12 protein-coding genes are annotated in these 14,921 nt (G+C 60.7%); all 12 read right to left on the minus strand.

Annotated elements, in window-relative coordinates; translation table 11 throughout:
- Positions 1-4,873: DUF6531 domain-containing protein (locus ACRC0P_RS14580; RefSeq protein ID WP_438632032.1), on the minus strand; the 4,873-nt coding region annotated here is incomplete at its 3' end.
- A gap of 425 nt (positions 4,874-5,298) precedes the next feature.
- Complete coding sequence (locus ACRC0P_RS14585) at positions 5,299-5,733, minus strand: hypothetical protein (RefSeq protein ID WP_438632033.1); 435 nt, start codon at positions 5,731-5,733, stop codon at positions 5,299-5,301.
- A 19-nt stretch (positions 5,734-5,752) separates the two neighbouring features.
- Positions 5,753-6,169 (minus strand): type II secretion system major pseudopilin GspG, encoded by a 417-nt coding sequence (gspG, locus tag ACRC0P_RS14590; protein WP_438632034.1) that lies wholly within the window; start codon positions 6,167-6,169, stop codon positions 5,753-5,755.
- Positions 6,170-6,186: 17 nt separating this feature from the next.
- Positions 6,187-6,573 carry a type II secretion system protein gene (locus tag ACRC0P_RS14595; protein ID WP_438632035.1) on the minus strand — a complete coding sequence of 129 codons (387 nt, stop codon included), beginning with the start codon at positions 6,571-6,573 and terminating at the stop codon, positions 6,187-6,189.
- A gap of 258 nt (positions 6,574-6,831) precedes the next feature.
- Positions 6,832-7,311 (minus strand): type II secretion system protein, encoded by a 480-nt coding sequence (locus ACRC0P_RS14600; protein WP_438632036.1) that lies wholly within the window; start codon positions 7,309-7,311, stop codon positions 6,832-6,834.
- 69 nt (positions 7,312-7,380) lie between these two features.
- Positions 7,381-9,609 (minus strand): secretin N-terminal domain-containing protein, encoded by a 2,229-nt coding sequence (locus ACRC0P_RS14605; protein ID WP_438632037.1) that lies wholly within the window; start codon positions 9,607-9,609, stop codon positions 7,381-7,383.
- Entirely contained in the window at positions 9,606-10,118 is a 513-nt protein-coding gene (locus tag ACRC0P_RS14610; RefSeq protein WP_438632038.1) for a hypothetical protein, read from the minus strand. The genes ACRC0P_RS14605 and ACRC0P_RS14610 overlap by 4 nt, the downstream gene beginning before the upstream one ends.
- A complete protein-coding gene (locus tag ACRC0P_RS14615; protein ID WP_438632039.1) occupies positions 10,115-10,669 on the minus strand; it encodes a hypothetical protein in 555 nt (184 codons plus the stop codon). Before ACRC0P_RS14615 ends, ACRC0P_RS14610 begins: the two co-directional genes overlap by 4 nt.
- The gene (locus ACRC0P_RS14620) at positions 10,653-11,189 is read right to left on the minus strand and encodes a hypothetical protein (RefSeq protein WP_438632040.1); all 537 of its coding nucleotides are present in this window, start codon (positions 11,187-11,189) and stop codon (positions 10,653-10,655) included. The genes ACRC0P_RS14615 and ACRC0P_RS14620 overlap by 17 nt, the downstream gene beginning before the upstream one ends.
- On the minus strand, positions 11,189-12,028 hold the full coding sequence (locus tag ACRC0P_RS14625; protein WP_438632041.1) for a hypothetical protein: 840 nt from the start codon (positions 12,026-12,028) through the stop codon (positions 11,189-11,191). The genes ACRC0P_RS14620 and ACRC0P_RS14625 overlap by 1 nt, the downstream gene beginning before the upstream one ends.
- Positions 12,012-13,502, minus strand: a complete 1,491-nt coding sequence (locus tag ACRC0P_RS14630; protein WP_438632042.1) for a GspE/PulE family protein — start codon at positions 13,500-13,502, stop codon at positions 12,012-12,014. Before ACRC0P_RS14630 ends, ACRC0P_RS14625 begins: the two co-directional genes overlap by 17 nt.
- Before the next feature lies 1 nt (position 13,503).
- Positions 13,504-14,694: a type II secretion system F family protein gene (locus ACRC0P_RS14635; RefSeq protein WP_438632043.1), complete on the minus strand. Its 1,191-nt coding sequence runs from the start codon at positions 14,692-14,694 to the stop codon at positions 13,504-13,506.
- Between the last annotated feature and the right edge of the window lie 227 nt (positions 14,695-14,921).

Consider the following 14,921-nt stretch of genomic DNA (forward strand, 5'->3'; position numbering starts at 1 on the left):
GGGTGCCGTCCTTGCTGTAGAAATCCCAGCCGTCGACAGTGGAAACCAGGGTGCCGTGATAACCGCGCCCGGGCACATAGCCGCCGTCGCCGTCCGGGTAGAAGGAGATACCGCCGCCATCGCCGCCGTGCACGGTGACCACGCCGCAGCCGCGCTGGGCGACATGGGAATCCAGGTTGTGGCTCCAGCCCAGCCCCAGGCTGGAGTCGTCTGTATTGCGGCTGCTATAGGAGCGGCGCAGGGAGAAATCCGGCCCGCTCCATGGCAGTTGGATATCCGTTGCGGAGAGATTCAGCTTGCCATCGAAGAGGTCGACCCCTTCCACCATGGCGTGACCGACCGGCAGCTGGTCGAGATAGTCGCGGGAGATAATCGCCTGGCCCGGGTAGACCTCTTCGCGATTGGTGGCCTTGGAAACGACCCGCACCTCGAAGTCGTAGGTGCCGGGCCGCAAGCTGCGGTCTGTGTAAGTGAATTCGTGGTAGCCGGCATCCAGGTCGGTGGGTTCGAGGAATTCGTCCGCACCGATGGGGGCGTTTTCACCGGTGAAGGTGATGGAGGCCTCGGCATCCTGGGACAGGCCCAGCTTGAACTTCAGCGGCGACTCGCAGACGAAGTTGTTACTCAGGTCGACCAGTGTGCTGGCGTTAATAACGGAAGCGATCTTGCCGACCTGGGGCTCGGGGTCCGGCTCTTCGTGCGCGGAAAAGTCTTCGAGAATCTTCTGGTCGAAGGTGATCGGTTGCTTGTTGCCGTCCACGCGCTTGTAGTTCCAGCCGAGCCCGCGGTTGAAGACCACCTGGGCCTCGTACTCAGATTCGATATCGAAGTCGAGGTTGCTGAGCATTGCGCCGCTGTGGGTGGTATAGCCGTTGTCGTCCACCGAGCGGGTGAGTGGCAGGTCGTAGACCGGCTCGCCGTCCTTGTAGAGCAGTAGCGCGGCGTCGTCGATGGCGTAACTGGCGGGGTGGTGCGCGACTTCCAACCGCACCGGGCTGGAAACGCGACCATCCACGTCCAGCATGATGGGGTCGCCTGTGAAGGCCTCTATCTCATCGATCGTGATGCCAAAGACTACGGCAGCGCTGCGAAAACTGTTTCGCTCCTCATCGGCGCGCTCTCCGTCCTTTATCCGGTAGTCGAAGGCCGCCACATTGGTGCCGGGTGTTTCCGCTGCGCTAACCACGTAGGTAAATACATTACCGCCCCGGTCGGTATAGGACTCGACGTCATGTTCCGACGTGGACACGACATTGTTGTCGTCATCCCGCTGCTTGTGGATGACCCGCATTCCCTTGATGAACAGGTCATCCTCGGGGGAAAAATCCATATAACTCGATACTAGGGGCGTCTCATAAGTATCGCCGGCCAGCACCATCGCCCAGCTACGATCATGCCAGTAATCTTTCGGGTTCGAGCGAAAAGCAAAAGCCGCGCTCTGCCCCGACCAGCTGACCTCGTAGCTGTACAGGGCGGACCCGAAGTCTTCATTGCCGCTGTCCGCCTCTCCGAGAAACATGGCAAACTCCACGATACCTTCCCCGGTGGTCACCGCGGAAGAACTCTGCGTGGCCCCGCATTCGCCCAGCTTCGGCACCCCCAGGTACTCGATCAGGCACCCGTTGTCGATGCTGTAGACCACCTGCGCGTCGGCCAGGAGCAACCCCGGCGCCGCCACGTCATCGGTATTAAAAGCCTGCGAGGAGGTGACCGTCGCGGTTACCTCCTCATTGGAGACCGGGTTGCCGTAGTCGTCCAGCACCTGAAAACTAAGACCATTTGCCAGGCGCCCATTGGCGACCGTGTTGAAGGTGACGCCATCCGCCGGCGCCACGAACTCCACCGGATCGCCCGGCCATACCAGCGCCTCGAACAACTGCCGTGCCTGCACCGAACCGGTGACATTGCCCTCCGCGTCCTTGACGTCCGCGCGCGCGGACACCACCGCGATGCCGGCCTGGGTGCGGTAGCGATGCCCCTGCTCCCGGGGCACGAAGCGGGGATTGACGAAGGTGGTTTCCGGCAGGGTGAGATCGGCCTCGGCCACCCCCTGCTCCGAGGTTTGCACGGTAATCTCACGCTCACCGTCGAAACTGCCGAGGCTCAGGTCCTCGACCGTGAAGGTAACCGGCGCGCCGATCACCCGGCGACCGTAGAGGTCGCGCACCATGACGGACAGGGGTTGCTCCAGCGGCTCGCCGGCAGTGCCTTCCTGGTAGTTGGTATCGGGCAGGATATCGAGGATGGCGACGGCACTGGGATCGAGGCTGATTTCGCCCAGGTAGGGGGATTGCAGAATCGCCCGCAACAGGCTGGGCCAACTGGTGCTGGCATTGGCGCCCCCGGCGATACCGCCGGAGAGGAAGTAGCCGGCGGCACCGGTCGCGGTGTTTTCCACCAGCCAGGCGGCCCCCAGCCACTCGCCCACCCGCACTTCTTCAGCCGGCACGGTGACCCGGTAGCCCAGCGCCAGCCAGTTGAGAATATCGTCTTTTACCGCCTGGCTGAGGCCCAGGGTTTCCACCTGGGCGGCCTGCTCCGGCGCAATCGTCAGCACGGACTGGTTCAACTGGCGGGCAACGGCAATGGCCTTGTCGGCGGACACCGCGGCCACGCCGAGATTCTGCTCGTAAACCCGGTGCTCTTTGTAAGAGCCGTCCAGCGCGGACAGGCTGACGAAATCCGCCGCCGCCATGGCATCGTCGTAGACGGGTACCACACCCACCTTGCGGTAAGCCGCATCCAGGTTGACGCCCTGCCACGACAACTGATGAGGCCTTCCCAGTACCTCATCGACGACCACCGCATTGGAGGAGAAAACCACATCCGGCACCGGGCGCACCAGCCGCACCCCGGCCACGCCGGACAGGTCGCGTTCGCCCTGGAACCAGGCGGCCAGATAGCGCCGCGCCACCTGGCTCAACACGCTGGCGGCGGTGCGGTCCGTTTCCGCGCCCGCTGCCGGCTCGGTTATGGCGGCCTGCGCAGCCACGCCGATTGCGTGGTAGTTGCCGGCAATCACCGTTTTGGCCATTGTATCGCTGTAACCCGGCCCGGAGATCTCCAGCTCGACGCGGTGCGCCTGGGCCATCGGAACCGGTTGCTCGGCAACCGCCTGGGTTATGCCATTGACCTGGATTTGCGGGCGCAGCGATACCAGGTAGGCGGGTACGGAACCCAGCCCGCCGTAGCGGTTCACCAGGTTTTGCTCATCGACGGTGGATGGCATATAGGAAAGTGTGACGTCCCGGTTCGACAAGGCCGACACCGGCAGTTCCACCACCAGGCTCTCGGCGCTGGTGTTGCGGGTATTGGCGTACAGGCGGAAAGTCACCCTGTGCAGCAGCTCCGCGGGGATTTCCGCGTCTTCCAGGAAGACCTTCTGTACTGTGTAGGGCTCGCTGTTCGGCAGGTAACTTGCGGTTTCCCGTACCTGGCGGGATTCCGGCAGCAGATCTGTAAGAGTTACGCCCTGGCCGGCGAGATTCGTTTCCAATTCAGCGACAAACGCACTGGCGGGACCCGCGCCCTCGGCATATCCGGCCAGGTAGCGCTCGACGGTCTGCCGCGGATCCAGTTGCGCGCGGGCCAGGGGGGGTTCACCCACGGCAGCGGCAAATTCGGCGGCCGCCGGGAACAGCGGCAACCAGACGCGGCCACTGGTATCGACCACGGCACCGCGGTAATTGGCGTAGGGCACCAGTGCGGCGACCCAGGTGTATTCCACTGCGATGGCGTCCAGCTGCCCACCGCGGATCACCGCCTGTGCCGGATAACCGGCAGTGCGCACCAGCTCGAGCGCCCGCTCGGCACCGGAGATTGCAAAGGAATCCTCGACCGTTTCAACCGGTATCTCGACCACCCCGCGGACATATCGGGTGGGGATGGAACTTGCGCGCAGCAGTGCAACCAGCAGGCTGGCCTGGTCGGTGTCGTTGCCGGCCATCTGCCGCAGGGTTTCCCCAGCCCCCTTCATCGAGCCGTAATACCACTCCAGCGACACCGCCGATTTCACGAAATTGAAAATCGCCACCGGGTCGTAGTCGAGGTCCCGGGCCTTGGCGAGAATGGGGGCGCTGAGCGGCGCCTGTAACGAAGCGGAGAGGTCACCCGAGGCGGGCACCTGTGCGCTGTCCGGGTTCCGGTAGCTCGGAACTATATCGGGTGATGAGGAGATGGCGACGGAAGCGGACGATTGCAGCTCGTAGGGCAATAGCATATCCCGCAACACGGGAAAGCTCCGCGAAGCCTGGAGTGCCTCCAGGTCATCCAACATCCCTGTCAGCTGGAACTGGTCGTAAAGATGGCCGGCATGGTCAATCCAGCCGGCTTCTTCCGGGTCGAAGGAGAAGAGTTCTTCGAGCAGACCGACGAACGGCTGCACCTGCCCCCGATAGGCGTCGTAGGTAGTTTGCGCGCGCTCGCGGCTCTGCTGTGGCAGCTCCGGGTCGGCGATGGCTTCCCGAAACCTCGCATCCACGATCAAGTGTTGCGCAACGAACGCATTAAACCGGGATTGGAGCAACTGGTATTGACGATCTTCCGCCTGCGCCAACTGGTCAAAATCGTCCAGCCCCTGCAGGGTCGTCAGCAGGTTTTCCAGGCTTTGCACAAACTCCCGGCTGGCCGTGCTTTGCGGGATCCCGGCGGCGCGGGATTGCTGCTTTATGGCTGCCCACTGTGCCTCATCCAGCCCCAGTGGCTTGCCGGAAATCAGGCGATCAACCACCGCCTCCTGGGTTGGAAAATCCGCGCCCGCCGGGTTGCCGCCCAGTTCCTCCGCGCTGGCAGCGGCACATCCGAGTGAAACAACCGCGGTGGCAAGCGCGCGCACTACCGGGCCTACAAACAGGGAGAACCGACCAGATTTCATCGAGAAGCGTACCCTTACAATCCCACAACCCCACAATCCCCTGTCCATCTGCTAGCGACAAACAGCATCAACTTGCGGGCATGGAAATATCTTTATTTTCGTGACAGCTTGGATTTCGGGCACGTAACGCCGGAGGCGAATGGACGACCCCCGAAACGGATCCAGCCAAAAGGAAAGGCACGCAATAAGCACCAACAGCAGCCATCCCCTGACCGCCCCCAGGCAATCAAGCGATCAATTTTTCAGAGCGCAAAGCTACAGAAAAGAAATCCGCCAGGCAAGGAAATTGCGCCATTGTTTAGGAAAATGTTCCAAAACTACAGGAAATTACACGCGATTACAGGGAGATTACACACGATTACAAGGAAATTACACTCAATTACAGGGGCATTACACGTGATTACAGGGGGCATACTCGTTACGCTTCAAAAAGCAGTGGATTTATCGGGCACGTAGCGAAACTCCCACTCCGCATAACTGCCAGCCCCAACAAAGGCGCGGTCCTCCCAGCGAAAATTGGCCCGCCGAAACGGTCGCTCCCCGGAAGGGCTGCGCACGCCGACAATAGCCCCCCCCGGGCCCCGGATAATCTCCATGGGACCGCCGCTGACAGGATCCCGGTAAAGCTTGCGAATATGCCGGGTGCGGTGAAACCTCGGATCCCGCAGCAGGTCTTCCAGACTTTGCGGGTATTGCCGATTCTGCGCGGCCAGGTAATAGCTCCTGATTGCCCGGCGGTATTGCTGGCCGACAAACAGGAGTTCGCGCTCCCGCAGCCTCTGGATGGAGCCGGTGACGTCCTCCACCGCGACCGCCGAGGCGATACCCACCGCCACCACCAGCGCAAGCACTGCGGGCAACGCGAACCCCGCCTGCCGCTTACTCCCAGCTGTTGATGTCGGCATTGTCTCCCTCGCCGCCCTGGGCGCCGTCCTTACCATAGGAGACGATCTCATAGCCACCATTTCGGCCCGGCGACTTGTAGACATACGGCCGGCTCCAGGGGTCCAGCGGCACTTCCTTCTTGAGGTAAGGCCCTTGCCAACCCTCGGCCCCCGATGGTTTTACCCGCAGGGCGGCCAGGCCCTCGGCATCGGACGGAAAATCACCGACATCGACAAAATACGCATCCAGTGCCCCGGAAAAATTCTGTATCTGCGCCTTGGCTACCGACGCCTTGGCTGGATTGACGCGCTTGTACAGGCTGGGCCCCACCAGTGCCGCGAGCAGGCCTACGATAACGAGCACGATCAACAATTCCATCATGGTAAAACCAGTCTGTGGCTTGAACTTCACAATTACTCCTCCGCTTGTCACCAATCGCAGTAGCAGGAATCATCCAGGGCCGGATCGTTGGATCCGGAGTGGACATCCACTACACCATCGATATCACTTTCCGTTGAATACTCCTCGATCCAGCCATCGGCGCGCCCGGAAATGGGTTCCACCGGAACGAAGCGTATATACCTTTCACTGACCAGGTCCGTCAGGCTCGCGGGATACTGCCCCTTGTCCGCATAGTAGGCATCCAGCGCCCCTCGCAGGACGAACAGGTTCTCTTTCAGCGCGGACTCTTTTGCCCGGGCAATCCAGGTGGTCACCAGCGGCGCACTGAGCGAGGCCAGCAGCGCGACACAGAGCAGCACCACAGCCAGTTCGATAAACGTAAAGCCCCGCTCGGGGCGAGTGTTTTTTCTCATCGCCAACATCCATCAGCCTCCCGCGCCCACGCCAATTACCGTCCCGCAACTACTCACCCACAAAGAACCCGCGCCGGTTCAACGGAACCACCTTGTAGGAGCCTGCTTGCAGGCGACCAAATCGCCTGGAGCGATTTGGCGCAGCGAAGCTGCCCGAAGGGTCGAGCACAGGGATGTGCTCGGTAAATGGCTACGGAGTTCTGTTTTTGTTCGCCTGCAAGCAGGCTCCTACAAGGGTGGGCAGTTGCACCACCTCCGTCACCAATCCCGGTAACGACTGCCATCCAGTGCCTTCAGGTCATGTTTGACTCGGATATCGAAAACATCGTCACCGGACCAGATCCCGCTGTCAAAATCGTCCTGGTAGCCGCGGATCTCCCAGTGCTCGGCCGGGTCACGTCCCTCCTCGGCGAAAGGGTCCGGCGGGATGCGGCGCAGGTAGCGCAAAACCTTGTCGGCGCCGCCGGCGGCATCCACCCCCTCTGTCAGCGTCTCCAGTGTTTCCGGGAAACAGTCCCGACTGACACCAGACTGCGCCGGCGAGAACACCCCGGCACGACAGTCGTCGTTGAAGCGGTCTATGGCCTCGCGAACCAGGATCAGGCTCTTCTTCAATTCCACTTCCTTCGAACGCCGGATACCCACGTCCACCACCGGCAGCGCAACGGCGGCAAGAATCGAGACAATCGTCAGGCACACCAGCATTTCCACCAGGGTCAGCCCAGTGACGGCAGACATTGTACGCAGCGCCGGATGTACCCGACGATTCCGATTCCCTGCACTGCCTCTACCTTTGCACATGCGCACTTACTCGCTGACGGTTACCCGGGTACCGCCAGTCTCGATTTCCGCCTCCAGGTTTTCAGGCGTGGCCACGGCGGCGGACCGGACCAGCACGAAACTGCGGCCACTGCGCTTGCCCTTGAACAACACCTCCAGCGCCTGGAGATCGGCAACTTCTCCCGTTCGCACCGTGAGGGTGTTGCTGCCATTGAAATCCACGCTGGCGTCATTGCCCGGCGATTCGAACCCGACGTAGTCCAGGATCGCGGGGTTGAACACCAGGTTGAAGCTCAGGTCTGCCTTGCCCTCATCGACACCGGCAACGATGGGGATGGAGAGGTCCTCGTTCACGCCGAGGCTGTATTCGTTATTTTCCGGCCGGATGGATATCCTCGCCGGCGTGTCTGCGGGCTCAACGGGCTGTGTATCGCCCGCGAGCAGCTCGCGCTCACTGCCCGCCCCCTCGGCCTTTGCGGCCATTTCGCCGTCAAACACCACCTCCAAACCGCTTTCACCACCATCCACCATCACCGGCGGTTCGGGTCTGCTGAGCTTCAGCCGACTCAACTCGGTGGAGCCGCCGAGACTGATCCGGTTCTCGGTACCGATGGCAATGCGGCTGGCGTGCTTGACCGGAGCACTGCGCACCACTCTTGGGGTGATCGTCAGCAACACGTCTGTCCTTGCGTCACTGTCGTCACTGGACTCGAACAGCGCGCTCATTCCCGGAATCCTGCTCAACCCCTCGATCCGGGAGAAGGTGCCCCGCTCCTCTTCGCGAATCAGGCCGCCCAGGATCGCGGTCTCGCCACTGCGCACATGCATTACCGTCTCTGCATTGCGGGTACCGATCCGGTAGGCGGGCTCATTGGCCGTGCCCAGGTTTTCCCCCAGCGAACTGACCTCCAGGGCCAGGTTGATGGTCACGTAGTCGTCGACATGCAACCTGGGCTCCACCTGCAGGCGAATCCCAATCTCCTGGTACTCAAAAGTGGTCCGGGTCTGCCCGGTGGCATCCTGAATCTGCGCTGCGCGCAGGGGCACCCGGTCACCGATATGGATCTTGGCCTTTTCCCTGTCCATTACCCGCACCCGCGGGTTTGCCAGCGTGGTCGCGTCGACATCCTGCTTGAAGAAACGCATCGCCACGGAGGGCACATTCAGTAGCGCGTTATCGGCCAATCCATCCAGGATACTCCCGGTCACGCCGGTCGGTTCGATGGGTAATCCAAGGGAATAGCTGCCGTAGTCCACCCCCAGGCGCTCGGCGTTGCTCAGGTTGATCTCCAGGATCTCAACCTCCAGCACCACCTCGCCACGGGGACTGTCGTGCTGGGAGATCAACAGGTCCACGATATCGAGCTTTTCCGCCGAATCCCGTACCAACAGGCTGTTTGCCGTCTGGTTGACGGTGACTTTGTTCAGCTCGAGCGCGCCCTTGATGATCGACACCATATCCTTGGCGGGGATATTGTTCAGGTGGTAAGTGCGCAGGTGCAGGTTGTTATATTGCTTTCGCCGATCGGAGGAGTCGGAGAACACCAGTATCGTCGACTCGTCGATCACCTTGAAGGCGTTCTTTGTCATCGACAGCAGCGTCAGGAACGCCTGTTCGAATCCCACCTGCTCAACCTGCAGGCTGACTGGCGTGTCCTTGACCGAACTGTCCACGATAACTGTCACACCGAAAGCATCGCCGATAAACCGCGCCGCCGCTGGAAAGTCGATCTTGTCGAAATCCAGGTCGATTTTCAGGTCGCGGTTTCTCTCCCGGGCAGTGGCATCGCGGATCACCGTTTCAAAGTACTGCACTTCATCCCCATTTGGAGAGAGTGCCCTGGCTTTCTCCAGCGACTCCCCGGCGGCAGTGTAATTCCGCGCGTCCAGACTCTGTCGGACTGAGAGGATCTCCCCGGCGTAGTTCCGGGCGGACTCGGCACGCATCAGCCTGTCCTGCAAATGCTTATTTTGGGAATCCACGACCAGGCCTTCCCGGTAAATATCGATCGCCGCCGCATAGCGTCCCTGATGCAGTGCCTCGTCACCCAGGGCGGAGTAGTACTGGATGGCATTCAGCTCCGCCTCCCGCACAACCATTGCCAGCCGCACATTGCCCGGGTCCCGCTGCAGCTGCTCGCGGCCCACCAGCACGCGCTCGCGGGGGGATGTAATTCCCTCCAGATATTGTTCCCGCACGTTCGGCCCGGAAGCACAGCCGGCCAGTATGCCAACCAAAATCAACTTACGAATCACTGGGAACCACTACCGGCAACGCTTTTGAGATAAATTTTCTTGTCATCAATTCTCTGCACTACATACTTGCCGTCGATCACGTCGCCCGACGAGATAAAGTAGTGTTTTCCCCCATACTTCACCAAACCTTTCTTGACCCCGGCAATTTCCGCCACCGACAGGAGTTCGAATCCCGTCTTCCGAGCCGGCCGCCGCAGCGTTTCCCCCGGATCGGCCGCCGGCTGCCCGGCACCGCGATCGCCAGCCGTGTCCGGCCCCGTCTCGCGGCCCGCGGATTCCGACTGCGCTTGATCCAATCCGCTTTCTCCATCGACCCCCGGACCAATTGCAAACAGGTCTACCGCACCGATCCGGTAGCTCCGGCCGAAGCCGACCACTTCCCCCACCGGCGATTCCCCGGCGACGGAACCGGTTACCGGGGAGGCCTGCCCGACGCCCTCGGGCCAGTATTTGACCAGATTAGCCACCAGTAGCGCCACACAGACCAAGGCAGCAGAAGTTTTTTTCATTGCGATTCGCCGTACAGACTTAGTTCGATGGAAATGGACAGCGCCTCGTCTTCCTCAGCTTTGAGCTCTACTGACTCGACCAGAGCCATATACCCGATAGTATCCAGGGAGTTGACGAAAGTTGCGAACGGAAGATACCCACCAACCAGGCCAAGGCGGCCTGTCACCCGCCAGGTACCGGTATCCGAGCGCTCGACATCACCGTATTTTTCCCGGCGCATGGTGAGTCCGGCACTGCTCACCAGTGCTCCGATCTGCTCGACAACCGATGAGCTCTGGTAAGGCAGAGCGATTTTTTCGTACACCCGGTCTATATATTCCCTGCGTTGCGCGACCTGCTCGAGAAACTGCGCATCCCCCTGCAGTCGGCTGTAGCGCCCGTGGACATGCCGGTATTCCGCTTGCACCTCCGCATGGCGATCCCTTGACGGCAGGTAATAAAAAAAACCAACCGACAACGCCAAAAACAATACGGCCAAGTTGCCAAGCAAAAGCCAGCGGATCGGGGAAAAACTCAGAAATATGCGCAAGCTATTATTTTTCTTTAACATGCACCAAGTACACCTTGCTACCCTGGTCATCGACTTCGCTGGATTCCAGGGTGACATCCCAGCCGCCGCCAGCCTCTCCTGGAGTCGCCAGCGATTCGATCCAGGCAAACAATTGTTCCGGCTGGCGGGAAGTCACCTTTACCCGCACAAGCCCCTTTTCCCTGTCGAACGACAGGGAGCGCAGTTTCAGACCTTCGGCGTGGCTGGCCTCCAGGCTTTCCAGCACCGATTCAAGACGCATGCCCGCGGGTACCACCCGCTTCAGGGCGGCGACCTTTTGCTTGATTTCCGCCGCCGGCTGGTTGAGCGCCAGTTTTTCTTCGATACGTTGCGACGCAATGGCGTAGCGGCTTGTCAGTGCGCGAATCCGGGCAGTCTCCTGCTGCAGACCGGAACTCCCCAGCAGCATCCACAGCAGGGAAACCAGTCCCAGCAGCAACAGGCCACCCAGCCCAAGGGTGGTGAGGGTCGCGCGCAACGGCCAGTCCCTGCCGACCAGGTTGGCGGTCGCTGTCTCCATCACGGGACACCGTGTAATTTTTTGTACACTGTTTCTTCCTTTACCGGAGCCGCGATACAGGACTGGTCGAGCAGCCCCGACACCTCGCCGACAAGCGCCTCGCTGACTGTAATCGCCGGCCGTATACCTTCCGCGAGGGTTTTCTCGAAGTGCCTGACCAACCCAGCGAACTCCACCAAGTGCCCGGGCGCGCCTCCATCGGCGGCCGCCTCCCTCCCCGCGGGTTCGGCGTGAGACCGCTGGAATAGCAGCTGCCCCCCCACCACTGCAATATGGGACCACCAGTGCCCGAGCCCGAGGCACATCAAGCTGGCCGGTGTCGCGGACCCCGTTGCCAGCGCAAACGCATGCAGCATCGGGTGTACCCCGGCAACCAACGCCCGCTCTTCCAGTTGCCGCACCAGACCGGAAATGCTGACGTGGTGGCGAAAATATTGGATATGGTGTTCGCTTGTAAACAGGTGTGCCGCCCAGTCCCCACCCGCCCCGGGGAAGGTCTGGCCGGCCTTCCACAATCCGTACTCGTGACGCTTGCGCCCGGCAAATGCATCGCTGATGCCCCAGTGGCGATAATCCACCAGGTAATCCGGAAGGTACAGAGAGAGGTAGGGGGTCGTCATCCCCTGCTCCGCCAACGCGCGCTGGAAAAAGCCCTGCGTGCTGGACACCGCACTGTGCAAGCCCGGCTCCATTTCCCGCGTAAAACAGGCTGTCGTCCAAGCCTCATCGACCCAGCGCGAGAGCCACAGCTCAACACGCCCGTCCGCGAGAAATATCGACGCCCTGCCATTCCGCCGCTGGTAGGACTCGAGCAGCTTCCGCTTAAGATAACGTAACACGGTCGATTTCACTCCTGGAGGTCAAGCCGGCGCGGAGCAGCCGGACCGCGGAGGCCCTGAGGTTATTGTCCGGGCTGATACTGGCTGCAAGCACCTCCCGGCTGTTGGGGCTCCCGCTCAGTTGCGCGCGCAGCTCGTCGGTGACCTCGATAACCTCACAGATAATGGTTCGCCCGGAATACCCCGTATCCGCACACTGAGCGCAGCCCGCCGCTATATATTCGGCCTGCTCCGCGGCCTCACCGGCTTCCCGAACCTTGCAGTGTTCGCACAACAGGCGGATCAGCCGCTGGGAGACGATACACTTTACCGCCGTAAACAGAGCGTTTCTGTCCAGGCCGATATTCTCGAGCCGGAAGAGCACATCCCGGGCGTCGTTCGCATGCACCGTACTCATGACCAGGTGCCCGGTCAGGGCAAGCTGGAGCGCTATCCTGGCCGTCTCCTGATCACGGATTTCACCCACCAGGATCTTGTCGGGGTCGTGCCGCAGTAACGAGCGCAGGCCCACGGAAAACGTCAACCCCTTGTCCTCATTGACGGGAATCTGCATGACGCCCGGAATCTGGTATTCCACCGGGTCCTCGATGGTGACGATCTTGTCGTGGCCGCTGTTGATCTCACTGATCGCCGCATGCAGGGTGGTGCTCTTGCCACTGCCGGTTGGCCCGGAAACCAGGATCATGCCGTAGGGAGCATGCACAGCCTTGCGGATCATGCGCAGGGACTCACCCTCCAGGCCAATATCCTCCAGACCATGGCGATCGAGGGACTGGAGTGACTTCCTGTTGTCCAGCACGCGGATCACCGCATTCTCGCCGTAAGCGGCGGGAATGATGGAAACACGGAAATCGATCTTGCGCCCCTGGTACACCAGTTTGAAACGGCCATCCTGAGGCACGCGTCGCTCGGAGATATTCAGGTCGGAAATCACCTTGATGCGCGAAACCAGCCGGGGACCAATACTCGCCTCGAGGGGATCCGTGGCGGGATAGAGCTGGCCGTGGATACGGTACTTTACCTCGATACCCGCCTCGTAGGTTTCGATATGGATATCGGAAACCTCCCGCGCCAGCGATGTCACGATCAGTGTATTGAGCAGCTTGACCACCGGTGCATCGTCAAGCCCGCCAATGGCGTCGATGTCCTGTAGCACCTCGCCTTCGGAGTTCTCCACCACCAGCTTGAGGGCCGCGTCAGTGGTGGCGGTCCTGAGCTGTGTCCCGGCACGCTTCAGGTGCTCGAGCACGGACGCAAAGCTCTCTTCAGAACAGTGACGGAAGAATACACGATCCCCCAGCCTGTCCTCGGCTTCCTGGTGGACAAAGGGATCGTAATCGGCGTAGCCGGCCACGTATCGTCGGCTGTCGCTTTTCTTCAGCGGCAGGCATTTCCGGTCTACCCACCAGCGTGTGTCCGCGGCCCCTTCCACAAGCGCCACGTCGATGTCTTCCAGGGACAGCGGCTCGGTCACTTCAGATTACCTCCGCCATCATAAAGATTGGCATATACATGGCGATCACTACGGTACCGACAAGCAGCCCAATCACCAGCATGATCAGGGGCTCGATCAGGGACGTGAACCGGGCGATAATATTGTCCAGCTTTTCGTTGTAATGAATGGAAAGCCCCTCGAAAACACCGGCCAGGTTGCCCGATTTTTCCCCAATTTCCACCAACTTCAGATCCCGCCCGATAAAAAAGCCCGTGGAGGCCATAGCCTCGCCCAACCCCGCACCGTTGTTCACCTCGGTGCAGATGGTTTGCAGCGAGGATCCGATATGAGTCCCCTGGAAAGAAGCCGACACCTCCCGCAAGGTCACCGCAACCGGCATACCGGAACGGATGGACGACTCCAGCATCCCGTAAAAGCTGATCAGGTCGGAATAACGGCGGATGCCGCCGTAGACGGGAATGGCCAGCGACAATCTCGCGAGCGCACTTTTCACACGTCCGGAGCCGTCCAGGTTCTTCAGGGCAACGGCAGAGGCAATAAAGCCAACCGCCAAAGCCGCGATAAGCAACGGCAAGCTCTCGGAAATCGCGATCACGGCCCGCGTCAGCCCCGGCAGCTCTGAATTGAACCCCGCCAGCATCTGCTCGAACTTCGGTACCACAAAAACGAACAGCACCAGGATGGCGACAGCCACGGTGCTCAGCAGGAAAACCGGATATGCAAGGGCCTGCCGGATAGATCTCCTGACCTGGAGACGCTTGGCGACCAACTCCCTATAGGCGTTGAGGGCATCGACCAGGTTGGACTGCCGCTCTCCCGATTTCACCGCCCGCAAGAAATCAGTAGAGAAGATCTCGGGATACCTTGCACAGGCCTCGTGCAGGGAAGAACCTTTTTCAACGTTAGCAGCGACTTCTCGCAGGTGACGGTTCAGCTCGTTTCCCTGGTCTTCCTCACAGAGAATGGTAAGCGCGGCGGTAAGCCGGATTCCCGCCCGCAGCAACGCGACCAGTTCCTCGGCCAGGTCTTTCAGATCGGCTTCGGTCACCTGCTTGCGCCGCAGGGACATCTTGCGCGCGGGCTTGATCTTGATTAAAAAGACACTCGCCTTCTCGAGCTCCGTGCGGGCCTGCTGGATGCTGGATGCAACAATGACGCCGGCAAATGACTGTCCATCGCCCCCGAGGGCCTGATAGTGGTATTCCGGCACTGAAACATCCCTGCCAACGTTGATTTCGACGCAAGATAAAATCGCGGCAAAGGTAGCATAAGAATGCCTCCAACCTAAATACCCTAACCCCGCACAGCACTACCAGTCGCGTCAGGATTAGGCAATCCTATGCTGTCATTTGTGACAAACCGAAAAAAACAAGCAATCCAAAAGCCTCTTAACTCGTAACTGCTCACCCCTGTAGGAGCGGCGGGGCGGCCATCCGA

Source organism: Microbulbifer sp. (genome assembly GCF_051659245.1).
In the GTDB taxonomy this organism is placed as follows: Bacteria; Pseudomonadota; Gammaproteobacteria; order Pseudomonadales; family Cellvibrionaceae; genus Microbulbifer.

Excerpts from the sequence above, each read along its gene's own strand:
- ACRC0P_RS14595 (WP_438632035.1), bottom strand. The coding sequence starts at position 6,573 with ATGAGAAAAAACACTCGCCCCGAGCGGGGCTTTACGTTTATCGAACTG.
- ACRC0P_RS14610 (WP_438632038.1), bottom strand. The coding sequence starts at position 10,118 with ATGAAAAAAACTTCTGCTGCCTTGGTCTGTGTGGCGCTACTGGTGGCT.
- ACRC0P_RS14600 (WP_438632036.1), bottom strand. The coding sequence starts at position 7,311 with ATGTCTGCCGTCACTGGGCTGACCCTGGTGGAAATGCTGGTGTGCCTG.
- ACRC0P_RS14615 (WP_438632039.1), bottom strand. The coding sequence starts at position 10,669 with ATGTTAAAGAAAAATAATAGCTTGCGCATATTTCTGAGTTTTTCCCCG.
- ACRC0P_RS14620 (WP_438632040.1), bottom strand. The coding sequence starts at position 11,189 with ATGGAGACAGCGACCGCCAACCTGGTCGGCAGGGACTGGCCGTTGCGC.